Annotated in this window: 25 protein-coding genes and 1 pseudogene; 8 read left to right on the plus strand and 18 right to left on the minus strand. The window is 66.8% G+C overall.

Going from position 1 to position 20,564, the window contains the following annotated elements; translation table 11 throughout:
* Positions 1-36 precede the first annotated feature (36 nt).
* Positions 37-660 (minus strand): LysE family translocator, encoded by a 624-nt coding sequence (locus tag PV781_RS23060; protein ID WP_274777970.1) that lies wholly within the window; start codon positions 658-660, stop codon positions 37-39.
* 254 nt (positions 661-914) lie between these two features.
* On the opposite strand from PV781_RS23060, the gene PV781_RS23065 reads away from it, so the two are divergent.
* Together PV781_RS23065 and PV781_RS23070 are read left to right on the plus strand one after the other, a co-directional pair.
* Positions 915-1,871: a lipid kinase gene (locus tag PV781_RS23065; RefSeq protein WP_274777995.1), complete on the plus strand. Its 957-nt coding sequence runs from the start codon at positions 915-917 to the stop codon at positions 1,869-1,871.
* 3 nt (positions 1,872-1,874) lie between these two features.
* The gene (locus PV781_RS23070) at positions 1,875-2,618 is read left to right on the plus strand and encodes a TerC family protein (RefSeq protein ID WP_274777971.1); all 744 of its coding nucleotides are present in this window, start codon (positions 1,875-1,877) and stop codon (positions 2,616-2,618) included.
* A 93-nt stretch (positions 2,619-2,711) separates the two neighbouring features.
* Here the strand turns inward: PV781_RS23070 and PV781_RS23075 are convergent, their stop codons facing one another.
* A complete protein-coding gene (locus tag PV781_RS23075; RefSeq protein ID WP_274777972.1) occupies positions 2,712-4,133 on the minus strand; it encodes an alanine/glycine:cation symporter family protein in 1,422 nt (473 codons plus the stop codon).
* A gap of 326 nt (positions 4,134-4,459) precedes the next feature.
* Between PV781_RS23075 and PV781_RS23080 the strand changes: the two genes are divergently transcribed.
* The 4 genes from PV781_RS23080 (at position 4,460) to pcaD (ending at position 7,354) form a co-directional block, all read left to right on the plus strand.
* Complete coding sequence (locus tag PV781_RS23080) at positions 4,460-5,212, plus strand: alpha/beta fold hydrolase (protein ID WP_274777973.1); 753 nt, start codon at positions 4,460-4,462, stop codon at positions 5,210-5,212.
* 92 nt (positions 5,213-5,304) lie between these two features.
* On the plus strand, positions 5,305-6,177 hold the full coding sequence (cysE, locus tag PV781_RS23085) for a serine O-acetyltransferase (protein WP_274777974.1): 873 nt from the start codon (positions 5,305-5,307) through the stop codon (positions 6,175-6,177).
* Positions 6,178-6,253: 76 nt separating this feature from the next.
* Positions 6,254-6,463, plus strand: coding sequence for a DUF3126 family protein (locus PV781_RS23090; protein ID WP_209103382.1), 210 nt, complete (start codon positions 6,254-6,256; stop codon positions 6,461-6,463).
* Between the two features lie 114 nt (positions 6,464-6,577).
* Positions 6,578-7,354 carry a 3-oxoadipate enol-lactonase gene (pcaD, locus tag PV781_RS23095; RefSeq protein ID WP_274777975.1) on the plus strand — a complete coding sequence of 259 codons (777 nt, stop codon included), beginning with the start codon at positions 6,578-6,580 and terminating at the stop codon, positions 7,352-7,354.
* A gap of 60 nt (positions 7,355-7,414) precedes the next feature.
* On the opposite strand, the gene PV781_RS23100 is transcribed toward pcaD, so the two are convergent.
* Positions 7,415-7,777, minus strand: a complete 363-nt coding sequence (locus PV781_RS23100; protein WP_274777976.1) for a hypothetical protein — start codon at positions 7,775-7,777, stop codon at positions 7,415-7,417.
* A gap of 60 nt (positions 7,778-7,837) precedes the next feature.
* Here PV781_RS23100 and PV781_RS23105 point away from each other — a divergent pair, with 60 nt between their 5' ends.
* Positions 7,838-8,710, plus strand: a complete 873-nt coding sequence (locus PV781_RS23105) for a cation diffusion facilitator family transporter (protein WP_274777977.1) — start codon at positions 7,838-7,840, stop codon at positions 8,708-8,710.
* A 31-nt stretch (positions 8,711-8,741) separates the two neighbouring features.
* Here PV781_RS23105 and PV781_RS23110 read toward each other — a convergent pair whose 3' ends face one another.
* The 15 genes from PV781_RS23110 to PV781_RS23180 form a co-directional block, all read right to left on the minus strand.
* Positions 8,742-9,098, minus strand: a complete 357-nt coding sequence (locus PV781_RS23110) for a hypothetical protein (protein WP_274777978.1) — start codon at positions 9,096-9,098, stop codon at positions 8,742-8,744.
* Positions 9,099-9,114: 16 nt separating this feature from the next.
* Positions 9,115-9,426 (minus strand): ArsR/SmtB family transcription factor, encoded by a 312-nt coding sequence (locus PV781_RS23115; RefSeq protein ID WP_274777979.1) that lies wholly within the window; start codon positions 9,424-9,426, stop codon positions 9,115-9,117.
* A 121-nt stretch (positions 9,427-9,547) separates the two neighbouring features.
* The gene (locus PV781_RS23120) at positions 9,548-10,189 is read right to left on the minus strand and encodes a YoaK family protein (protein WP_274777980.1); all 642 of its coding nucleotides are present in this window, start codon (positions 10,187-10,189) and stop codon (positions 9,548-9,550) included.
* Positions 10,190-10,424: 235 nt separating this feature from the next.
* Entirely contained in the window at positions 10,425-10,955 is a 531-nt protein-coding gene (locus tag PV781_RS23125) for a hypothetical protein (RefSeq protein ID WP_274777981.1), read from the minus strand.
* Positions 10,952-11,416, minus strand: coding sequence for a hypothetical protein (locus tag PV781_RS23130; RefSeq protein WP_274777982.1), 465 nt, complete (start codon positions 11,414-11,416; stop codon positions 10,952-10,954). The genes PV781_RS23125 and PV781_RS23130 overlap by 4 nt, the downstream gene beginning before the upstream one ends.
* Positions 11,417-11,424: 8 nt before the next feature.
* The gene (locus tag PV781_RS23135) at positions 11,425-11,850 is read right to left on the minus strand and encodes a thioredoxin domain-containing protein (RefSeq protein WP_274777983.1); all 426 of its coding nucleotides are present in this window, start codon (positions 11,848-11,850) and stop codon (positions 11,425-11,427) included.
* 10 nt (positions 11,851-11,860) lie between these two features.
* Positions 11,861-12,781 (minus strand): SIR2 family NAD-dependent protein deacylase, encoded by a 921-nt coding sequence (locus tag PV781_RS23140; RefSeq protein ID WP_274777984.1) that lies wholly within the window; start codon positions 12,779-12,781, stop codon positions 11,861-11,863.
* Positions 12,782-12,783: 2 nt separating this feature from the next.
* The gene (gene nifT / locus PV781_RS23145; protein WP_209103376.1) at positions 12,784-13,002 is read right to left on the minus strand and encodes a putative nitrogen fixation protein NifT; all 219 of its coding nucleotides are present in this window, start codon (positions 13,000-13,002) and stop codon (positions 12,784-12,786) included.
* Positions 12,999-13,319 (minus strand): nitrogen fixation protein NifZ, encoded by a 321-nt coding sequence (locus PV781_RS23150; protein WP_274777985.1) that lies wholly within the window; start codon positions 13,317-13,319, stop codon positions 12,999-13,001. The genes nifT and PV781_RS23150 overlap by 4 nt, the downstream gene beginning before the upstream one ends.
* Positions 13,303-14,094 carry a 4Fe4S-binding leucine-rich repeat protein gene (locus PV781_RS23155; protein WP_274777986.1) on the minus strand — a complete coding sequence of 264 codons (792 nt, stop codon included), beginning with the start codon at positions 14,092-14,094 and terminating at the stop codon, positions 13,303-13,305. Before PV781_RS23155 ends, PV781_RS23150 begins: the two co-directional genes overlap by 17 nt.
* Positions 14,095-14,191: 97 nt before the next feature.
* Positions 14,192-14,389 carry a 4Fe-4S dicluster domain-containing protein gene (locus PV781_RS23160; RefSeq protein ID WP_274777987.1) on the minus strand — a complete coding sequence of 66 codons (198 nt, stop codon included), beginning with the start codon at positions 14,387-14,389 and terminating at the stop codon, positions 14,192-14,194.
* A gap of 58 nt (positions 14,390-14,447) precedes the next feature.
* Positions 14,448-15,944: a nitrogenase cofactor biosynthesis protein NifB gene (gene nifB, locus PV781_RS23165; RefSeq protein ID WP_274777988.1), complete on the minus strand. Its 1,497-nt coding sequence runs from the start codon at positions 15,942-15,944 to the stop codon at positions 14,448-14,450.
* 451 nt (positions 15,945-16,395) lie between these two features.
* On the minus strand, positions 16,396-18,180 hold the full coding sequence (nifA, locus tag PV781_RS23170; protein WP_425532457.1) for a nif-specific transcriptional activator NifA: 1,785 nt from the start codon (positions 18,178-18,180) through the stop codon (positions 16,396-16,398).
* Positions 18,181-18,527: 347 nt separating this feature from the next.
* Positions 18,528-19,067 (minus strand): alkylhydroperoxidase, AhpD family, encoded by a 540-nt coding sequence (gene ahpD / locus PV781_RS23175; protein ID WP_274777990.1) that lies wholly within the window; start codon positions 19,065-19,067, stop codon positions 18,528-18,530.
* A 3-nt stretch (positions 19,068-19,070) separates the two neighbouring features.
* Positions 19,071-19,625, minus strand: a complete 555-nt coding sequence (locus PV781_RS23180) for a peroxiredoxin (RefSeq protein WP_209105201.1) — start codon at positions 19,623-19,625, stop codon at positions 19,071-19,073.
* A 391-nt stretch (positions 19,626-20,016) separates the two neighbouring features.
* On the opposite strand from PV781_RS23180, the pseudogene PV781_RS23185 reads away from it, so the two are divergent.
* Positions 20,017-20,564: pseudogene (locus PV781_RS23185) on the plus strand (hypothetical protein); the annotation flags it as partial.

Raw genomic sequence — 20,564 nt, forward strand, 5'->3', positions numbered from 1 at the left:
CAGGCGGCGCCGTTTCTGTTTCAATGACCTTTCTGTTCATTGACCCGGGCGCGTCGTCAGCGCCAGCAGGCCCGCCCCCACCAGCAGCGATCCGCCGGTGCGGTTCACAACCTTCATCACGGCGGGATTCGCCACATGGCGCCGTGCCCGCGAGGCCGCGAGCGCATAGCCGAAGGCATTGGTAAAGGCGAGCGCCAGGAAGGTGGCACAGAAAATGGCCATCTGGGGCAGAAGCGGCGCCGAATGGTCCAGGAACTGCGGCAGGAAGGCGATGAAGAAGGTCAGGCCCTTTGGATTGAGGGCGGTCACCAGGAAGGCATGGCCCATCATGCGCGCGGCCGAGGTGGGGGAGGTCCGGGGCTGGGCATCAAGCTGCCCGCCGGCGCGGAACAGTTTTACTCCCAGGTAGATGAGATAAGCCGCGCCGATCCACTTCAGCGCTGTGAACAGCTCCGCCGAGGCCAGCAGGAGCGCCCCCACCCCCGCCAGGGATGCCGCCATGGCCGCGAAATCTCCCAGTGCCACCCCAATCGCCATGGGCATGGCCGAACGCCAGCCCTGGCCGAGCGCATAGGACACCACCAGCAGGACGGTTGGGCCGGGGATGACCAGCAGAATGGCGGATGCCGCGGCGAAGGCGGCCCAGGTCTCAAATTCCATGCCCGAAGGCTCCTGTTGATGGCGGAACGATCAAGCCATCATGCAGCATGTCCGTCCAGATGCGCCTCCAGGGTTCGATGGCGCGTTCGGGCTCTCTCCCCGCCCGCGACATTGCGCCACAGGTGCGAAGTCTGGCGCCAGCCGTTGGAGCGCTTAGCTAGGGAGTTGCGATCCGGGCCCCTCTGACGCGAGCATGTTGCGCGCGTGATGTCGGATCAGCTCCGACACTTCTGCCGGTGAGTGGCCCCTTGGATCTGAAACGCACGACTTTGTTGCATCGCCCGCGCCGTGCGCTCTTCGTGGTGAACCCGAAGGCGCGCCAAGGGGGCGTCGCGCTGCCCGAAGTGCGCGAGGTGCTGGCGGAAGGCGGGATCAGCCTCGTGGAGGCGTCGCTGGAAAAAGGCCAGGGCCTTTCCGACCTGATCCGCCAACGGGCTTCCGAAGTGGACCTCGCCATTATCGGTGGCGGCGACGGCACACTGAATGGCGCAGCCTCCGGCCTCTATGACACGGCCTTGCCCCTTGGCGTGTTGCCACTCGGAACAGCCAATGACTTCGCCCGCACCCTCAGCATTCCCGCAGATCCCGTGGAGGCGGCGCGCCTGATCGCCTTTGGCGAGCCGCGTCTCGTGGATCTCGGCGAGGTGAACGGACATCCGTTCCTGAACGTGGCGAGCATCGGCTTTTCTGCTGAACTAGCGCGCGAACTCACGGCTGACGCCAAGAAGACCTGGGGCGTGCTCGGCTACGCGGTCACCGCCGCCCGCCTCGTGGCCCAGTCTCGCCTGTTCACCGCCTACATCGAGCATGACGGCACCATCGAGACGGTGCGGACATTGCAGGTCTCGGTGGGCAATGGCCGCTATTACGGGGGCGGCATGGCGGTGGCTGAAAGCGCCACCGCCGACGACGGAACCCTGGATTTCTATTCGCTGGAAGTGGACCATTGGTGGCGCCTCCTGCGGCTGCTGCCCAGCCTGCGGCGGGGCACGCAGGGGCGATGGGACGATGTGCGCGCCTTCCGCACCACCGAGGTCATCATCCGCACCCGCAAGCCGCGCGCGGTGAATACGGATGGCGAGCTCACCACCTGGACGCCCGCTCATTTCAAGATCCGCCCGGCAGTGCTGCGGGTCTATGCTCCGCCAAGCCGCCCCGCTGCCTTCCAGAGTTCCCGCCGCATCCTCGCCCCTTCATCCTCAAAAGAGTGAGACATGGATTATCTGCTTCAATTGGCTGCCGATCCGGCGGCGTGGGTCGCCTTGGTGACGCTGGTCGCCATGGAAATCGTGCTCGGCATCGACAACCTGATCTTCATCTCCATTCTCACCAATAAGCTGCCGGCCGAGCATCGCACCAAGGCGCGGCGCATCGGAATCGGGCTGGCGCTTATCATGCGCCTGGGCCTTTTGGGCACCATCGCCATCATCGTGCAGCTCACCCAGCCGATCTTCTCGGTGTTCGGCCATCCCTTCTCGTGGCGGGACCTCATCCTGATCTCGGGTGGCCTCTTCCTGGTTTGGAAGGCCACAAAGGAGATCCACCACAACGTGGACCCCGATCCCGGCTCGGACATGTTCGAGACCAGCAAGGCAACGCTGGGCTTCGGCGCGGCCATCGTGCAGATCCTGATGTTGGACCTGGTCTTCTCCATCGACAGCATCATCACCGCCGTGGGCATGACGGAGCATATCCCGATCATGATCATTGCTGTCATTGCAGCTGTGACGGTGATGCTGCTGGCCGCCGACCCTCTGGCGAAGTTCATCGAAGCCAATCCCACCGTGGTGATGCTGGCGTTGGGCTTCCTCATCATGATCGGCATGACGCTGATCGCGGAAGGCTTCGGTGCGCACGTGCCCAAGGGCTATGTCTACGCCGCCATGGCCTTCTCTTCCGGCATCGAGGTGCTGAACATGCTGGTGCGCCGCGCCAGCCGGAAGAAGGGCGCCCACTAAAAAAGAGCGACCGCCTGCACCGGCAGGCGGTCGCTGTCTTGTCCATTCTGGCGAGTTGCCCACCCGGCGGATGGCCGGGTGGCGCGGGTTTGATCAGGGACGCCGGCTCCAGATCTCCGTCTCGATCTCGTTTGCCAATTCCGGCATGTCTTCGGCCAGGAACACCGGCACCTTGCCGGCCTTGCGCTGTTCCAGATAGGAGCGCGTCAGGCGCGCCACGAGCCCGGACAGGAGCACGATCGCCACGAGGTTGATGGTGGCCATCAGCCCCATGGAGGCGTCAGCGGCGTTGAACACCGTGGCCACGCTCTCATAGGCGCCCCAGACCACCATCGCCAGCACACCGATGCGCAGCGCCGCCTTCGAACCCTTGTGATCAAGCCCGAGGAAGGTCAGCGCGTTCTCCGCATAGGCATAGTTTCCGATGATGGAGGTGAAAGCGAAGAAGAAGATGGCCACCGCAATGAAATACGTGCCTGAGGCGCCGATATGCGCGGTCATTGCTGCCTGGGTTAACTGGGTTCCTGTGATGCCGTTGCCTTGCTGGAACACGCCCGAAAGCAGGATCAGGCAGGCGGTGGCCGTGCAGATCACGATGGTGTCGATGAAGACACCGAGCGCCTGAACGAAACCCTGGCTGGACGGGTGATGCGGCTCGGGCGTTGCCACCGCCGCAATGTTCGGCGCGCTTCCCATGCCGGCCTCGTTGGAGAACAGGCCGCGCTTGACGCCGTTCATCATGGCGGCCGCCACGGCCCCGGTCACGCCACCCACGGCCGGCTCCAGCCCGAAAGCGCTGCGCACAATCAGCGCGAGCACCGACGGGACCTCCCCGATATGGGCGATGAGAGCATAGAGCGCCACGGCCACATAGCCTGCGGCCATGAACGGCACCACGATCTCGGCCACCCGGGCGATGGTTTTGATGCCGCCGAAGATGATGACGCCGGTGAGGGCTGCCAGCGCGATGCCGGTCGCGATCTTCGGAAAGCCGAAGGCGCCTTCCACTGCATCCGCGATGGAATTGGCCTGCACCGCATTGAAGATCAATCCAAATGACAGGATAAGGCACACGGAAAACAGAGCCCCCGCCCACGGCGCCTTCAGGCCGCGCGAAATATAGAAGGCTGGTCCGCCGCGATACTGCCCCTCTTCGTTCCGCACCTTGTAGAGCTGGGCCAGGGTGCTTTCCGAATAGGCGGTGGCCATGCCCACCAGAGCCACCATCCACATCCAGAAGATGGATCCCGGCCCGCCCAGGTAGAGCGCCACCGCCACGCCGGCAATGTTGCCGGTGCCGACGCGCGAGGCGAGCGACGTGCAGAGCGCCTGGAAAGGTGAAATGCCTGCCTTGTCAGTGGCCGAGGAGCCGGTGACGCAGCGGATCATCTCCGGAAAATGGATGATCTGAATGAAGCGCAGGCGCAGCGTGAAATAAATGCCCACGGCCAGCAGGCCGTAAATGAGCACATAGCCCCAAAAGATCGTGTTGAGGAAATCGATGATTGCGTCCATCCGCCCCTCCACCCTTGTGCCGCCGGTCGGGGCGGCCTGTTCCCCAAGAAAAGCCTAAGCGGCGGCCGGCATTGTGGAAAGCGCGAAGTCTTACAGTCGGGTGACGTTTCCGCGACAAGGGCGGATGCGCGTGAACGGCGTGGCGTGCATGGCATTTCGTCGGCCCCGATTGGCCGGAGCAGGCCCATCGGCGCTCCTCCCCGCGCGGCAGTGGCGGCGTGTCCGCCGGCTCACGGGCGGTCCAGAATCATGGGCGCCCGCTTCCCCTGAGCTGCGGCGCGCACTAGGTTCCGCCCCCTGCGTCCTGGCGGCACACGAGGATTTCCATGCCCACCTTTTCATCCGACGGCGTCGAACTGGCCTATCTGGACGACGGCGCGGGCGATGCTGTCCTGCTCATTCACGGGTTCGGATCCACCAAGGAGATCAACTGGGTCAATACCGGTTGGGTCAAGCTTCTCCTGGGGGCCGGGCGGCGGGTGATTGCGTTCGACCATCGCGGCCATGGCGCATCGGAAAAGCTTTATGATCCAGCGCTTTACCACACTGAACTGATGGCGGACGACGCGGCGCGGCTATTGGCGCACCTTGGTGTGCCGCAGGCCGACATCATCGGCTATTCCATGGGCGCCCGGGTCGGGGCTCACCTGGCCTTGCTGCATCCCGAGCAGGTGCGTTCGCTAGTGATGGGCGGGCTCGGCATCCATCTGGTGGAGGGCGCGGGGCTGCCCCAGTCCATCGCCGACGCGCTGGAAGCCCCCAGCCTTGACGATGTCACCGACCCCATGGGCCGCATGTTCCGCGCCTTTGGCGACGCCAACAAGGCGGACCTGAAGGCGCTTGCCGCCTGCATCCGCGGCTCGCGCCAGGTGCTCAGCGAGGCCGAGGTGCGCCGCATCTTCCAGCCCGTCCTGGTGGCGGTGGGCACGCGGGACGCGGTCGCGGGAGATGCCCACAGGCTGGCCGCCCTCCTGCCGGACGGGGAGGCGCTGGACATTCCCGGCCGGGATCACAATCCGGCGGTGGGGGACAAGGTGTTCAAGCAGGGGGTGCTGGACTTCTTTGCCCGGCGCCCGTGAATGCGGGCGGCGTCCACAGGTGCGCGGAACGCTCTTCCTCGGCCGCAGCTTGTGCTAGAACTGGCGCGAATGGACCCATCCAGGAGGCAGAAATGCCCCAGACCCTGTTTCAGACCCGCCCCGCGTCCGGCACGCGGGGAGCGATCGTGGAGCGTTGGCAGGACACGGTCGACCCCGTCTGGGCGCGGCTGCGGAACGAGGCGGATGCGGCGATGGAGGCGGAGCCTGTGCTCGCCAGCTTCTTCGTCAGCGCGGTGCTCGGCCATGTCAGCCTTGAGGCGGTGATTGCCGAGCGTATCGCGGCACGGCTCGACCATGCGGAATTGCCATCGGCGGTCATCCGGGCGGCTTTTCATGAGGCGTGCGCGGCGGATAGCGCGATCCCGCAGGCGGTGCGGGCGGACATCATGGCGGTGGTGGACCGTGATCCGGCGGCCACGCGAACGCTGGAACCCGTCTTGTATTTCAAGGGCTTCCACGCCATCCAGACGCATCGCCTCTCGCACTGGCTGTGGAGCCAGGGGCGGCGGGACTTCGCACTCTATCTGCAGAGCCGCGCCTCCTCCGTCTTCGCGGTGGACATTCATCCGGCCGTGCCAATGGGACGCGGCATTTTCCTGGACCATGCCACCGGCCTGGTGGTGGGCGCCACCGCTGTGATCGAGGATGATGTTTCGATCCTTCAAGGGGTTACGCTCGGCGGTACCGGCAAGGAGCGTGGCGATCGTCACCCCAAGATCCGTCGCGGCGTGCTGATCGGCGCGGGCGCCAAGGTCCTGGGCAATATCGAGGTGGGCCATTGCGCCCGCATTGCTGCGGGATCGGTGGTGTTGAAGCCAGTGCCGCCGGCGACAACGGTGGCGGGCATTCCTGCCAAGGTGGTCGGGGAAGCCGGCTGTGCCGAGCCGGCCCGGGCCATGGACCAAATGTTCGACGACAACATCTTTGCTGGCGCCGATATCTGATGACCGGGTGGCCTCGGCCGCCCGTCGACCCCCGGCCGCAGTCGAGGCGGCCGTGACACTCCTGGAGGATGAAAGTTTGGATAAGACCGAGCTCGAGCGGGTACAGAGATACCTCAGAACACTGTTCGGCAACCCGCAGATCAAGGTTACCGCGCGTCCGAAGAAGAAGGATTCCGCCGAGGTCTATCTGGGCGATGAATTCATCGGCGTCCTGTTCAAGGACGAAGAGGATGGCGACCTGTCCTACAACTTCCAGATGGCCATTCTCGACACCGACCTGGATTGAGACCCCGGCGGCGGCGCGGGTGCGCCGCCGCCTTCTGCCCCCCTGCCTGCTTTTCAGGTGGACGAATACGGGATACAGAATCGTGGCATACAAGATGCCGTTCTGGGGGCGCCCGTGCCTTTTCTTCACATTGCCGGCGAGCGGTTCCGCTATGAGACCGGCGGGCTCCGCAAGGGGCCGGCCTTGGTGCTCGCCCATTCGCTTGGCACCCGGCTGGAGATGTGGGATGCCCTCGTGCCCCATCTCGCCCATCGTTTCCATGTGATCCGCTACGATGCCCGCGGCCACGGCCAGAGCGTGGCGCCGGATGCCGTCTATTCCATGGGGGATCTGGGCCGCGACCTCATCAACATCCTCGATGCCCTCGATTTGCCGCAGGTGCATCTGTGCGGGCTGTCGCTGGGCGGAATGGTGGGCCAGTGGATGGCGGTGAACGCGCCGCAGCGGCTCAATCGCCTCGTGCTGGCCAACACCACCGCCCATGCGGGGCCGCATCGTATGTGGGAAGGGCGCATCAAGGCGGTGCGCAAGGCCGGCACGGCGCCCATTGCCGAGGCGGTGGTGGAGAGCTGGTTTACCCCCGCCTTCCGGCAGGCGGCCCCCGCCGAGGTGGCGCGGGTGCGCAGCATGGTGGTGGAGACCCCGGCGGTGGGCTATGCCGCGACCAGCTGCGCCATGCGCGACATGGATTTCCGCCATGACCTTGCCCAGGTCCACACGCCCACTTTAGTGGTGATCGGCGCGCAGGATCGTTCGACGCCGCCCGAATGGGGTGAGCTGATCGCGTCCCATATCCCCGGCGCGCAGAAGGCGGTGCTGGACACCGGGCACATGTCCGCCATCGAGGCGCCGGGGGACTTTGCCGCGTCCCTCATCCGCTTCCTGGCCTGATGCTGGGCCGATCTGCGGCGGTACGAATTGTCATTGAGCCTCGATAAGCTTCAGATGGCATCAGCCGGTTTGGGGGCCGGCTGTGGGACCGGGATGGGGCAGGGGTGACACATGGCGCAGATGTCCAACGAGCCGGCGCACGGCGCAGGCGACGGCGCGGCTGCGGGGCGGGCGCCCCACAGGCAGGGGGGGATTGGCCAGGGCGCGAGCGAGCTCGATTCCGCTGCGACGGGTCACCACCACCCAGATCACGGCCAAGACCCGCATGGCCAAAAAGATCATGGCCACGACGGCCATGATCACGACGGGCATGATCACGACGGGCATGATCACGACGGGCATGATCACGACGGGCATGATCACGATGGGCATGATCACGATGGGCATGACCACGAGGGCCACGGGCACAAACGGCAAGGTCATTCCACCCATTCCCATTCCAGCCATTCCCACGGCCACGCTCATTCCGGCCATTCCCATGCGGTGCCGTCTTCGCTGCGGGCCTTCGCCATCGGCGCGTCGGTCAATTTCGGCTTCGTGGTGGTGGAGGCGGTGTTCGGGGTGCTTTCCGGCTCCCTCAGTCTGCTGGCGGATGCGGGCCATAACCTTTCGGACGTGCTGGGCCTGCTGCTGGCCTGGGCGGCAGCCTGGCTGTCGCGGCGGCCGCCCAGCGAGCGGCGCACGTTTGGCTACGGTCGCACCTCAATCCTGGCGGCGCTGGCCAATGCGCTGATCCTCATTGCCGGCACCGGCGGCATCATCTGGGAGGCGGTGACGCGCTTCGGCGATCCCGAACCCATCCAGACGGGAATCGTCATGCTGGTGGCCCTGATCGGCATCGGGGTGAATTTCGGCACTGCCTTGCTGTTCATGGCGGACCGCAAGAGCGACCTGAACGTGCGCGGCGCCTTTGTCCACCTGGTGGCGGATGCGGCCATTTCGCTGGGCGTGGTGGTGGCGGCGGGGGTGATCGGGCTTACCGGCTGGCTGTGGCTGGACCCGGTGGTCTCCATCGCCATCTCGGTGGCGATCATCGCCGGCACCTGGGGGCTGTTCCGCGACAGCTTTGACCTGGCCATCGACACCGTGCCGGCGGGCATCGACCGGGCGGCAGTCGCGGCCTATCTGGCGGCACGGCCGGGGGTGCGCGAGGTCCATGACCTGCACATCTGGGCGCTCTCGACGACGGATGTGGCGATGACCGCCCATCTGGTGCGCCCCGGCGCCGCCCTCGACGACGCCTTTTTGATGGAAACCTGCGCCGAGCTGAAGGCCAAGTTCGGCATCGGCCATGCGGCCTTGCAGGTGGAGGCGGGCGACATGCCTTGCCCGCTCGCCTCGCCGCAGGTGGTGTGAGGCGGCGGGCTATGCCGCCGCGTCGCGATAATCAGGCGCTGACGATCTCCACCGGGCCATGGTCGTCGCAATGGTCGCCATGGGGATGGTGCAGGCGGCCATCCACCAGATAGTCCACATGGTCGCCATGGGGCACCGCCTCATGGCCGCAGCCGGGGCCGTGCACATGGCCGGGCTCGTGTCCCGTGCAGGGCTGGCCGGCGGTGCAGGCGTCGGGATTGGTAGCGCTCACCTCGATCACATGCTCGTCCACATGGTCCCCGTGGGGATGATGCAGGTGGCCGTCATGCAGATAGTCCACATGGTCGCCATGCTTGATGGCGGTGTGGCCGCAGGCGGGGCCGTGGGCATGGTCGTGATTGGGGTGGATCTTGCAGGTCTCGCTCATGGCAGTGTCCTCCTCGTCAGTGATGCTCGCAGGCGTGGTCGACGGCGCTCGTCACCAGAGCGAGCACATGCTCGTCGGCCAATTGGTAGATGATGGACTTGCCGCGCCGCTGGCGTCGCACCAGCCGCGCCGCGTGAAGCACCTTGAGCCGCGCGGACAAGGTGGTGAGCTTTTCTCCCATGGCCTCGGCAAGGTCCGATACCGAGGCCTCGCCACCGGAAAGAAGGATCAGCAGCCTCAACCGCGCCGGCTCCGCCAGCGCGGCGAACATGCCGGCGGCGTCCTCGATCTGCGCGTCGGTCAGCGCTGCATGGGGCGTTTCATTCATGCATCATTCTATTGATCGTTAGAGTGTTGGAGTCAAGTGGTCGGAGGCGCAGTTTTTCGCGCGGTGGCAGGCAATGCGCGTCCTGGAGATCGCCCGCCTGTTCCTTGTCGAATGGAAGGTTTCAGCCGAACCAGAAGCGCCGGGTGCCGGCGGCCAGCAGCAGCGCCCCGCCCACCGCCAGCCAGATGGCGTTGAGGCCCATGTGAGGATAGAGCATGGCGCCGGCGAAGGCGCCGCCCACAAGGCCGGACCACAGGCTGAAATAGGACAGCCATGCCGTGCGGCTGCCGCCCATGAGGGCGGCGGCAATGTGCTGGCCGAGCTTCACCAGCGTGCCGGTCATGTAGGTCAGCCCGATGCTCACCTCGCCATTGCGCTCGAACACGGTGTTCTCCACCCCCATGGCGAAGGCCATGGCCGCCACCGTGGCAAAGCCGAAGTCGAGGGCGTGGAGCGTACCCGCCAGGGCCAGCATGGTGGCCACCAGAAGCAGCAGCACCGTGTGCCGGCGCCGGTGCAGCAGACGCCCGGCAACGGTGCCGGTGACGACGCCGCAGACGAAGCTGGAAATGAGCCCGGCGGCGACGGCCCAGTGCAGGGACTCGGCCGCGTTTTCCAGCCCGACCCCCACGCGCGTGGAATTGCCGCTCATGAACGAGACGAAGAAGCCGCCCAGTTCGATGAAGCCAAGGGCGTCCACGAAGCCGGCCAGGGCCGACAGGCAGACGGCGATGAATCGCAGGTGAAGGTCGTAGCGGAGCACAGGGGGCGGGTATCACGCCGGGCGGGTGCAATGGAAGCGTCGCCATGAGATGGCGGCAATGCGGAAAAGAGGAGAGGAGGGAATTGCGGTTGAGGATGTCAGGCTCCGCAACCGGATCCTGGCGCAATGGCGGGCCGGCGGCGGTGTCGAGGAGGCCTGCCAACTGAGCCTGCCAATTGGGCCTGCCAAGGTGATCTGCCAAGGGCATCTCGCCCGAGAGAGGCCGAAGGGGGTCTTACTCGGCGCCCGCCTCGGCCCGGTCGAGAATGACTTTCAGAAGGATGCGGGTCCGCGTCTGATCGCGCACATCAAGGTTCGTCACGCGGCGCAATGCGTCCGTGCCTTCTTCCAGCCGGTCGAGGCGCAAAAGCACATAGCCATAGGCCTGGAGCACGAACAGGAAGAAGCGCACCTGCGGCGCGTCGGAGGAAAAGTCGGCGTCCCCCGCGCGCACCTCTCGCCAGTCGGCGGGGATGTTGAGCCGGCGGGCAGCGGCGGCCAGGACGCGCTCGGCCTGCACGAGGGCGGTGGCGAAATCGTGCGTGTAGAGGGCGTAGCGATAGCGGGCGATCATCACCGCCAGATGGTCGCCGGCGAGGCGCTCGGCCTCGGCCAGATGGCGCTCCGCCTCCTGCGGCCGCGCCCAGGCGAGCCCCGCCGCGCGGATGGCCCGTTCCGCTTCCGGCGCCAGGTCCTCGTGATAGCGGCCCTCCAGCCAGGCTTCCGCATTGGGCCGGCTGTCGGCGAACGCCGCGGGCGCGCTCACGCCACGCCCTCCGCCAGCGCAGCCACCACGCGGGCGCCCACCTGGTCGTGGGGATCGAGGCGGGCGAGGGTGTCGAGGGCCGCGCGTGCGGCCTCCGGCTCGCCCCGCTTCAGGCGGATGAAGGCGAGGGCTTTCAGGGAATAGAGGGCGAAACGCTCCGGGCCCTCCTGGCCCGGAAAGGGCGGCCACTTCAGCCAGTCCGGCGGCAGGTTCGCCTGGCGGGCGGCTTCGGCGATGGCGGCTTGCACGGCCTCCAGCGCCGCATCCCCGTCCCCGGCATAAGCGTGGATCTTGTAGAGGCACAGATGCACGGGCAAAGCGTCGGGGGCCTCGGCGAGCGCGGCGCGGAACAGGGCCTCGGCCGCCGCCTTGTTGGTACGATGGGCGCGCACGCCGGCCTGAAGCAGGGCGTCCACCGCTTCCGGCAGCGGGCCGAAATCGATGAGGCGCTCCCCGTTCACGGGCGCTCTCAGGACGCGGACGCGCCGGAGCACGCGCTGCCGGCCGGATGGACGCACGCCTCCGTCACCGGCTGGGCGCGGGGGGCAAGGCCGATGAGGGCGTCCAGCATTTCCCCATCCCAGCCCGCGAGCCTCAGGCCGGAAATGTCCAGGAGCGGGCGGCGGATGAGGGGCGGGTCCGCCAGAAGCGCGGCCAGCGCGCCGGCTTCGTCATAGGCCTCCGGCACCACGTCTCCGCTTTTCACCTTCACCGCCGAGCGGTTGAACCACTCCGCCGGTGGCAGGTCGCCGAAGAAAGGGCGGAGCGTCTGCGCGCTCCAGGGATGGGTGAAGAGGTCGCGCACCTCCAGTTCGTGGCCGGAGGCCATGAGCAGTGCCCGCTGGCGGGCATTCCCACCGCAAGTGGGCTTGCCATAGAAGACGATGTGCGCCACCTCGGTCCTCCTATGCGTCCATCAGGATGTCCAGCGCCGCGCCGAGCGGCAGGTCGAGCACCGCGATCCCCTGCTCGGAGAAGAAGCGGGCCTCGTTGCGGGTGAGCGTGGCCGCATCCACCACCGCGAAATGGGGGCCGCGTGAGCGCTTCATGATCTGCCGGGCATAGGTGCGCAGCATCTGGTCGTGGAAGCGGCAGCCCAGGAACAGGAAGCCCCGGAAGGACCGGCGGTCGCGCACCACGGGCGGGATGGGCGACTGGATGTCGATCTCGGTCATCACCTCCACATAGTCGCTGTCCGCCACCAGGAAGTTCTGGGCTGGCGTCACGGCGCCATGGGGCTTGTAGAGGATGGTGGTCCAGCTCTCCGCCGTGGCATCGGGCACCAGGGTGCCGGCCGCGTCATAGGCCCGCGTCCAGATGTCCTCGGTGATGCCCGCCCGCGTGATGCCCTGGATCTCGCCGACATCGGCCCGGCCCGTGCCCGCGAAGGCGGCGCGCATGGCGCCGTCATACCAGGTGTCCACAATGAGCGAGATGGGCAGCCCCGCCAGGTAGGACTGGAACGGGGAGGGGGAGAGCTTCGGGGCGAAGATCTCGCCCATCCAGGCGGTCAGGGTCTTGCGGTGGCGGCGCTGGTCGATGAACTGGGCCACCGCCCACATATTGGTGCGCATGCGCCCGGGCGCGGGATGGCGCTTGGAGAGCTCAGCGGCCAGCGCCTCGGGGGCCAGCGGCACGGTGCCGCCCGCTCCGCTTGCCGCCACCACGCCGGGGCCGAGATAGGGCACGAGGCGGTCCGCTTTCAGCCAGGCGGCCACGTCTTTCAGATGCGCCTCGGCCTCTGCGCCGGAGAGCACCGGGGCGGCGGCGGGGCGGATGGCGTCGGGGGCCGGAATGGGGGATGCGGTGATTTGGGATGCCGACATGGTCAGTCCTCCTCGCCGCCGATCTTGCGGGCGTTCACGGTGATGGGCAGGCGGGTGTCGGCGGGCATGTCGGGGAGCGTGAAGGTCCAGCCATTCTTCAGCTTCACCCAGCCGCCCCACAGCGCCGCATGCTCCTGGTCCACGATGGGCTCCTCCAGGTCCTTCTTCGGCGCATAGGCGGAGAGCGCCCCGGCGGGGGTCTTGCGGATCATGAGCTTCACGGGAGGGCCTCCTCGGCCTTGGGGGCGGTGGCGTCGACGGCGGGGGGCGGGTTGTCGAGGCTGACAAGTTCCTTGCCGCGCATGCCCACGATGGTGCCGCGCTCCACCCACTCCACCGCATAGATGTAGAATTGCTGGAGGAAGATGCCGATGTCGCGGACATAGCCGACATCGCCCTTGCGGACGAGATTCTCGCCGATCTCCTTCAAGGGATAGGTGCCGTCATTCTTCACATGCTTGGTGGAGCGCACCTTCTCGCCGGGGCGGAAGCGCGGTTCCCTGAAGATCTCCACGTCCTGCTCACGTCCGAGGCCCATGGCGTCCTCCCTCGTTTGCGAGGCGGCGCTGCGCCAGCTCGCGAATGGCTTCCACCTCGTCCTGCGCAAAGCCGTGCAGGTGCGGGGGATCGATGCGCTCGGCCACCGCGAAGCGCACCCGCATGTCGGTGTCGCGCGCCAGCACGGTGAGGCGGGCGGGCGGCAGACGCTCGGCCACGGCGAGGCGCACCAGCGGGTCGGGATCACCCGCCATGGTGGGCAGGTGCGCCGGGCCGATGCGGCGCGCCACCTCGCGGCGCACTTCGGCTTCCGGGTCGTGCAGCGCCATCACCAGGGCCGCCGGCGGGGCGCGGCGGGCGGCGGTGAGGCGCACATAATAGTCTTCGTCCGCCAGCATGGAGACGAGGTCGCCCCCTTCCAGGCGGTGGGTGATGGCGATGCGCACCCGGCGATCCGGGTCCTTGCGCATCTCCCGCGCCCGCGACAAAGGCAGGCGATAGGCCACCATGGTGCGCACTTCCGGCTCCGGGTCGTCCTTCAAAGAGCCGATGAGGAAGACGCTGGCATGCTTGGCGGCGAGCGTGCGCACCTCGAAATAGGGATGGGCCAGATAGCGGGCGGCAAGATCGGGATTGCGGGCGAAGAAGCGGTCGATGCGCTTGCCCCGCCGGTCGGCGACGCAGATCTTGCCCAGGTCGCAGCGCCCTTCCGCGTGGATGTCCTCGTGGGGACAATCCTGGCAGCGCAAGGGACGGCCTTGCCAGTCGAGCGCCTCCGGCCCGCTTTCCAGATCTTCCGCCGCGTCTCCGGCCATGCTCCGCCTTCCCCCTTGGCTGATGGTCACCGTCCGCGCCACGCGCCGGGTCAAGGCCGGCCATGGCACGGGCGCCGGTGCTCCGGCCGCCTGTGGTTCAGTTGGCCGGGACGCAGGTGTTGGGCACCGGGCAGACGGCGGCGCACTGGGGCTCGTCGAACTGGCCTTCGCACTCGGTGCACTTCTTGGGATCGATGATGTAGGTGTCGCCCTTCATGCGGATGGCCGCGTTGGGGCATTCGAACTCGCAGGCGCCGCAGACGGTGCACTGGGACACGATGATCTTGAGAGACATGGTCTTTTCCCTTCGCTGGTCATGAGGCCGCGCGCGCGGCCGGCAATGGGCGCTCTCCTCAGGCGGAGAGCGCGAGCTTCTGGTCGGTGACGGTGCGGCCGAATTCGCGGGCATAGAGGGCGCCGATGGCCGCCTCGATATATTCGAGCGCATACTCATCGGTGGCGCGGATGCCGGCGGCGGTGAGCGCGTCCTTGGGGCAGTCGCCGATCTTGGCGCACAGCACCACTTCCACCCCTTCCAGCGCCGCGATCACGCCGTCCAGCGTTGCATCCTCGCCGAAGCCGCCCATGCAGTAATTGTCCACCTTGCGGTGGCCGACGAACTGGATGCCCTTGGGGGTGGCCTCATAGACCTGGAATTCCTTGGCGTGGCCGAAATGCTCGTTCACGCGCCCGCCGCCCTTGGTGGCCACCGCCACCAGCAGCGTGCCGTTGGTTTCCATGGCCTGGATCTCGGAATTGATCTCCTGCTTCTTGGCCACGTGATCGCCGCGCTCGCTCGCCACCACCTCGCGATAGGCGGCGCGCTTGGCCGGGTCGTAGGTGACGAATTCGGGGATCTGGTCGAGGGTGAATTCCTGGCCCCGGTCCTCGCCGAGCAGGCCCACCGCATCGGCGCGGCACTGGCGGCAATGGCGCATGAGCTTGGCGCCGCCTTCCAATTTGTCCTGGAGCGCCTTCAATTCCATGGCGCTGGGGCCGCGCTGGCCGGTGAGGCCGTAATGGGTGCCGTGCTCGGCGGCCGAGATCAGGGGCATGACGTTGTGGAGGAAGGCGCCGCGCTCCTTCACCCACTTGTTCACCTCCAGGAGGTGCTCGTCATTGATGCCGGGGATCATGACCGAGTTCACCTTCACCAGAATGCCGCGGTCGCGCAGCATTTCCAGGCTCAGCATCTGCCGCTCGTGCAGGATCTTGGAGGCCTCATAGCCGGTGTAGCGTTTGTGATTGTGGAAGATCCACGGATAGATCTTCGTGCCCACTTCCGGGTCCACCATGTTGATGGTGACCGTGACGTGGTCGATATTCATCTCCGCGATCTCGTCCACATGGTCGGGCAAGGCAAGACCATTGGTGGAGAGGCAGAGCTTGACGTCGGGAATTTCCTTATAGACCGCCTCGAAGGTGGCCTTGGTCTTCTTCCAGTCGTAGCAGCTGTCGCCGGGGCCGGCGATGCCGAGGACGGAGAACTGCGGCACCTCGTTCGCCACCGCCACCACCTTGCGCATGGCCTGGTCGGGGGTCAGCTTTTCCGAGACCACGCCGGGGCGGCTCTCATTGGCGCAATCATATTTGCGATTGCAGTAATTGCACTGGATGTTGCAGGCCGGCGCCACCGCCACATGCATGCGGGCGAAGTAATGGTGGGCCTCTTCCGAGTAACAGGGATGGTCTTTGATCTTGTCCCAGACATCCTGGGGCAGATCGTCGGGCTTGGCCGAGGACCCGCAGGAGGAGGACGAGCAACCGCCCCCTTCCAGCTTGGCGCGCATCTCCTCAACGGAGACCGGGGAGGCGATCAAATTGTCCAGGGAAAACATGGGTGCGGACATGAGAAGCACTCCAGAATGAAATCTGGAATAGCTCTCGCAAGCGCCATGCCATGGAATAAGTCATTGAAAATAAACGGTGTGTTTCAGGCGTGTCGAACCTGTGTCGCGCCTTTGTCCGGCTTTGTCCGTCGCCCCCTGTCGCATGTGCGACAGGCCCGTCGCGTGGCTGTCGGAGTGTGCGGCGGGCGCTGCGGGCGCCCTGAAACGCCACCGCCCCCGCGCCGGGGCGGGGCGCGGGGGCGGTTGTCCAATTGCAGGATGACAGCGCTGGGGAGGACAGCGCGCGGGGCATAAAACCCCTCTCCGGCCTCGTTCCGGTCCTCCACTGGCGTCGGCCGGACGCAGGCTTAAACAGCTCCATCCAGCATTTGGCCGTGGATGCGCGGGACACGCCCGCGCATGACGGGTGCACCGGGGACGGGCGGCACGCCCCAACCCCCAACCTCGACCGTCAGAACTTCTTGATGTCGATGTCGTGCTTGCGCAGGGCGTAGCCCACCTGGCGGGGGGTGAGGTTGAGGATGCGGGCGGCCTTTGCCTGCACCCAGCCGGCCCGCTCCATGGCCTGGAGCAATTGCTCGCGCTCGGAGAGGCGGGGCGGCACCACCGGGCAGGCCTCGGCGCCGGGACAGGCGGCGGGCGGGGCGGTGTGAACGGGCGCCTCGGCGGAGAGCGGCACCACCGGGGAGGCCGGCGCGGACGGGTTCTGGGACAAAGGCGGGGGCTGCAGGGACTGCGGCACGCCCACATTCTGCGTCGCCTTGGGGGCGCTGCCCTTCCACAGGATGGCGGACAAACACTGGCCGCTGTCGCAGGCGAAGTCGTGGGGCACGATCACATCGTCCTCCGCCAGGGTGGCGGTGCGGCGGACGCAGTTTTCCAGCTCGCGCACATTGCCCGGGAAATAGCATTTCTTCAGCACTTCCAGCGACTGCGCCGAAAGCTGCATGTGGCGCTGGTTTTCGCGGTTGAAGCGCTCCAGGAAGGCGCGGGCGAGCTTCGGGATGTCGCCGGTGCGCTCGCGCAAGGGGGGCAGGATGAGCGGCACCACATTGATGCGGTAATAGAGGTCGGCGCGGAATTCGCCTTTGGCCACCGCATCTTCCAGATTCTTGTTAGTGGCGCACACCAGCCGCACATCCACTTTCAGCGTGCGGTTTCCGCCCACCCGCTCGAACTCCCCTTCCTGCAAAACGCGCAGCAGCTTGGCCTGGAAGGCGGCGGAGATTTCGCCGATCTCGTCCAGGAACAGCGTGCCGCCATGAGCCAGCTCGAACCGGCCCTGGCGGGCATTCAGCGCGCCGGTGAAGGCGCCCTTCTCATGGCCGAAAAGCTCGGATTCCAGCACCGTCTCGGGGAGCGCGGCGCAATTGACCTTGATGAAGGGCTTGTCCTTGCGGGGCGACAATTCGTGGATGGCGCGGGCGAACAATTCCTTTCCGGTGCCGCTTTCCCCGCGCAGCAGCACGGTGGAATTGGAGCGGGCCACGATCTTGGCGGTGGCGATCAGGCGCTTCACCGACATGCTGTCGCCGAGGATGCCGGTGGCCGGCAGATCGGGGAAATGGTCTTCCTTCTCCCCGCCCAGCGCCTTTTCCAGGCGGTGGGTCTGCGCGATCAGGCGGTCGCGGTCGCCCGCCACCATTTCGTGCAGGCGCACGGTCTGCCCCACAAGGTTCGCCACCATGGTCAGGAAGCGCACGTCTTCGTCGAAGCGGAAGCGGGCGGTGCCGTCCCATACCCGGTCGATGGAGAGCGTGCCGATGACCCGCGTGTCCGCCTTGATGGGCACGCCGATGAAGGAGACGGTGGTCTCCTCGGCGGGGGCGAAGAGGTCCTCGTGGCCCTCGAACAAGGCATGGGCGCTCACGTCCTGCACCACCAAGGGGGTGGCGGTGGCGACGATCTGGTCGATGGCCTTCTGCGGCACGCGCGAGCGGATGTGCTGGGCGATCTGGGGCGTCCAGCCGGTGGTGGCCACCATGTCCGGCTCGCCCTGCCGGTCCAGGATGACGATCATCCCGTGCCGCATCTGGAGCATGGAGGACAGGACGTTCACCACATTGGCGAGCGTCAGCTCCAGCCGCCGGGCGGCGGTCAGGATCTTGGAAATCTCATAGATGCCGATCAGCGCCACCTCGGGCGAGGTGCCCCTGGATGCGGCGGACGGGCGCGGCGCGGCCACAGGGGCCGGCTGCGGCGCTGCGGCCTTCCCTTCGCCGGCCCGGATCGGCATCGGCGGGACAAGCGGACTGGTCATGACTGTCCTGGCACTGCCGGAATTGGCGTTGGTCGGCCCGTTGGCCGAACCCCGAGGGACGCGTACCTGGTAGAAGTCCGTCATGGCGTGCTCCTCACCGCGCACGGGTGTCGGAAACCGCCCTCCAATATTTGAGCTTCCTCACGCTCTGTCTCGCTTGGGAGACATCTTGTCCGATGAGTTCGGAGGATTTCTAAGGAGAAGCTCAGAGGGGCCTTCGGTCTTTGATCTAGATCAAGTCAGGCAGTCGTGCCTGATTTTTCCGCACCTGTCTGGCGGGAGAGGACCCGGGCGCGAATGCGCACGGGCCCTCGGTTTCCGGCCTATTCCGCCGCGACGGGCAGGCCCGCCGCTTCCAGTGCCACCGCCGCCGAGGCGATGATGGCGCCGAAGCGCACCGCCGCCTGGATCTGCGTCTCGCCGACGCCAGCTTCGCGCAGCACCTTCTCGTGGGAATCGATGCAGCGGCCGCAGCCATTCATGGCGGAGACCGCCAGCGACCACAGCTCGAAGTCCGCCTTGTCGACCCCGGGATTGCCGATCACGCTCATGCGCAGCTTGGCCGGCAGGGTCTCATAGGCCTTGTTCGAGGCAAGGTGGGTGAAGCGGTAATAGACGTTGTTCATGGCCATGATGGCCGCCGCCGCCTTGGCCGCGTCGAGCGCGGCCGGCGTCAGATGCGGGGCGGCCTCGGCCTCCAGCGCCTGGGCCACCACCGGATTGCGGGTGGTGTAGCCGCAGGCCACCAGCAGCCCATAGAGCTGCTGGGGGGTGAGGCTGTCCTCGCGGGGGAGGGCGGAGAGGTTCAGCTTCACGTCCTTGGCGAAGGACGGGATCTGCTCCTTGAGGGCGTCGATGGACATGCCTCAGGCCACCTTCAGCACGTCGCCGCCGACTTCGCGGTTGCAGGGGCACAATTCGTCGGTCTGCAGCGCGTCGAGCACCCGCAGCGTGTCCTTCGGGTTGCGGCCCACATTCAGGTTGGTGGCGTAGACGTGCTGGATCACATTGTCCGGGTCGACGATGAAGGTGTAGCGATAGGCCACCCCGTCGGGCGAGCGCACGCCCAGGCCATCCACCAGCGAGCCGTTGGTGTCGGCGAACGACCAGATGGGCAGGCGGTTCAGGTCCTTGTGGTCGCGCCGCCAGGCGAGCTTGACGAACTCATTGTCGGTCGAGCCGCCAAGCACCACCGCGTCCCGGTCCTCGAAGTCGCCGGCCAGGCGCGCGAACTCGGCGATCTCGGTGGGGCACACGAAGGTGAAGTCCTTCGGATAGAAGAAAATGATCTTCCACTTGCCGGGAAAGCTCTGCTCCGTGAGGGTCTCGAAGGCCGACTGGCCGTTCTCCTCATGAAGGTTGAAGCGGGGCTTCACGCCGGTGATGGAGAAGGAAGGAAGGACGCTGCCGATGCCGAGCATGACTGTCTCCGGATAGGGGAACCGGGGCGTGACGCCCCGCGTGTCGAGGCAGCACAGCAAGCGGTGTGCCATCTTGTGCGCTGCGGAATGTCTCATAATTCCAATGGGCGAAAATGCGAGCCCAAAATGCTGCGGGGCAGCATTGTCGGGTTTCCGACACCGCTGGCCGGGCGAGGGGCGTCGGTCGTGTCGCGAAGCCGCCGACAGGCGCCCGGCGGCGAGACGGCAAGCGACGGCCTGCGGGCCGGCCCCGCCCAATTCCGGCCTTTTCGCGCTGCGGCAGCTGGTGCCTCGCCCGTCGGTGCCCCTTGGCACGAATGTCGCTTGAGCGGGGGCACGCCTTTCCGGACGTCCGGGAAGCCACAATTCCTCGCGGCCGGGAGGCAGCACCATGCGCAGCGAATCAGGCTTCGTCCCCTCGGGACGCGTGCCCCTGGCCGTGGTGCTCGGCACCAATGATGTGGCCTCCGCCGTGGCCCATGCCCTGTTCCAGGCGGGATATGGGGTCGTCATGTCCCGCGATCCCGGACAGCCGGTCCTGCGGCGCAACATGGCCTTCGACGATGCTTTGATCGGTGGGCCGCTGGAGATCGAGGGCGTGCTGGCGCGCCCCGCTTATGGCCTCGTGGACCTGTTGCATGCCTGCATGGAGCGCTCGGCCATCTCGGTGACGGTGATGGAGCTGGGCGAGCTTTTGTGCCTCGGCCTCATCGACGTGCTGGTGGATGCCCGCATGCGCATGCGGGCGCTGAAGGTGGACGTGCGGCCCTTCGCCCGGGCCACCATCGGCCTTGGCCCCGGCTTCATTCCCGGACGCCATGTGGACGTGGCGGTGGAGACGGCGCCGGACCTGATCGGCGTAGTGACCGACGGCGCGACGCTCGCCGCCCATGGCCGCTCCGCGCCGCTGGCGGGCGCCGGCCGCGAGAGTGACCGAGA

The organism is Aquabacter sediminis (assembly GCF_028863665.1).
In the GTDB taxonomy this organism is placed as follows: domain Bacteria; phylum Pseudomonadota; class Alphaproteobacteria; order Rhizobiales; family Xanthobacteraceae; genus L1I39.

What these genes read in the sequence shown, in the direction of transcription:
- ahpD (WP_274777990.1), bottom strand. Translation starts at nt 19,067, where the DNA reads ATGTCCATCGACGCCCTCAAGGAGCAGATCCCGTCCTTCGCCAAGGAC.
- PV781_RS23075 (WP_274777972.1), bottom strand. Translation starts at nt 4,133, where the DNA reads ATGGACGCAATCATCGATTTCCTCAACACGATCTTTTGGGGCTATGTG.
- PV781_RS23180 (WP_209105201.1), bottom strand. Translation starts at nt 19,625, where the DNA reads ATGCTCGGCATCGGCAGCGTCCTTCCTTCCTTCTCCATCACCGGCGTG.
- PV781_RS23115 (WP_274777979.1), bottom strand. Translation starts at nt 9,426, where the DNA reads ATGAATGAAACGCCCCATGCAGCGCTGACCGACGCGCAGATCGAGGAC.
- PV781_RS23060 (WP_274777970.1), bottom strand. Translation starts at nt 660, where the DNA reads ATGGAATTTGAGACCTGGGCCGCCTTCGCCGCGGCATCCGCCATTCTG.
- cysE (WP_274777974.1), top strand. Translation starts at nt 5,305, where the DNA reads ATGCCCCAGACCCTGTTTCAGACCCGCCCCGCGTCCGGCACGCGGGGA.
- PV781_RS23080 (WP_274777973.1), top strand. Translation starts at nt 4,460, where the DNA reads ATGCCCACCTTTTCATCCGACGGCGTCGAACTGGCCTATCTGGACGAC.
- nifA (WP_425532457.1), bottom strand. Translation starts at nt 18,180, where the DNA reads ATGCCGATCCGGGCCGGCGAAGGGAAGGCCGCAGCGCCGCAGCCGGCC.
- PV781_RS23160 (WP_274777987.1), bottom strand. Translation starts at nt 14,389, where the DNA reads ATGTCTCTCAAGATCATCGTGTCCCAGTGCACCGTCTGCGGCGCCTGC.
- nifB (WP_274777988.1), bottom strand. Translation starts at nt 15,944, where the DNA reads ATGTCCGCACCCATGTTTTCCCTGGACAATTTGATCGCCTCCCCGGTC.
- PV781_RS23110 (WP_274777978.1), bottom strand. Translation starts at nt 9,098, where the DNA reads ATGAGCGAGACCTGCAAGATCCACCCCAATCACGACCATGCCCACGGC.
- PV781_RS23140 (WP_274777984.1), bottom strand. Translation starts at nt 12,781, where the DNA reads ATGTCGGCATCCCAAATCACCGCATCCCCCATTCCGGCCCCCGACGCC.
- PV781_RS23100 (WP_274777976.1), bottom strand. Translation starts at nt 7,777, where the DNA reads ATGACCTTGCCGTTTGTGCCCGTGGCCCTCGTGGTCATGCCCATCGTG.
- PV781_RS23155 (WP_274777986.1), bottom strand. Translation starts at nt 14,094, where the DNA reads ATGGCCGGAGACGCGGCGGAAGATCTGGAAAGCGGGCCGGAGGCGCTC.
- PV781_RS23150 (WP_274777985.1), bottom strand. Translation starts at nt 13,319, where the DNA reads ATGGGCCTCGGACGTGAGCAGGACGTGGAGATCTTCAGGGAACCGCGC.
- PV781_RS23070 (WP_274777971.1), top strand. Translation starts at nt 1,875, where the DNA reads ATGGATTATCTGCTTCAATTGGCTGCCGATCCGGCGGCGTGGGTCGCC.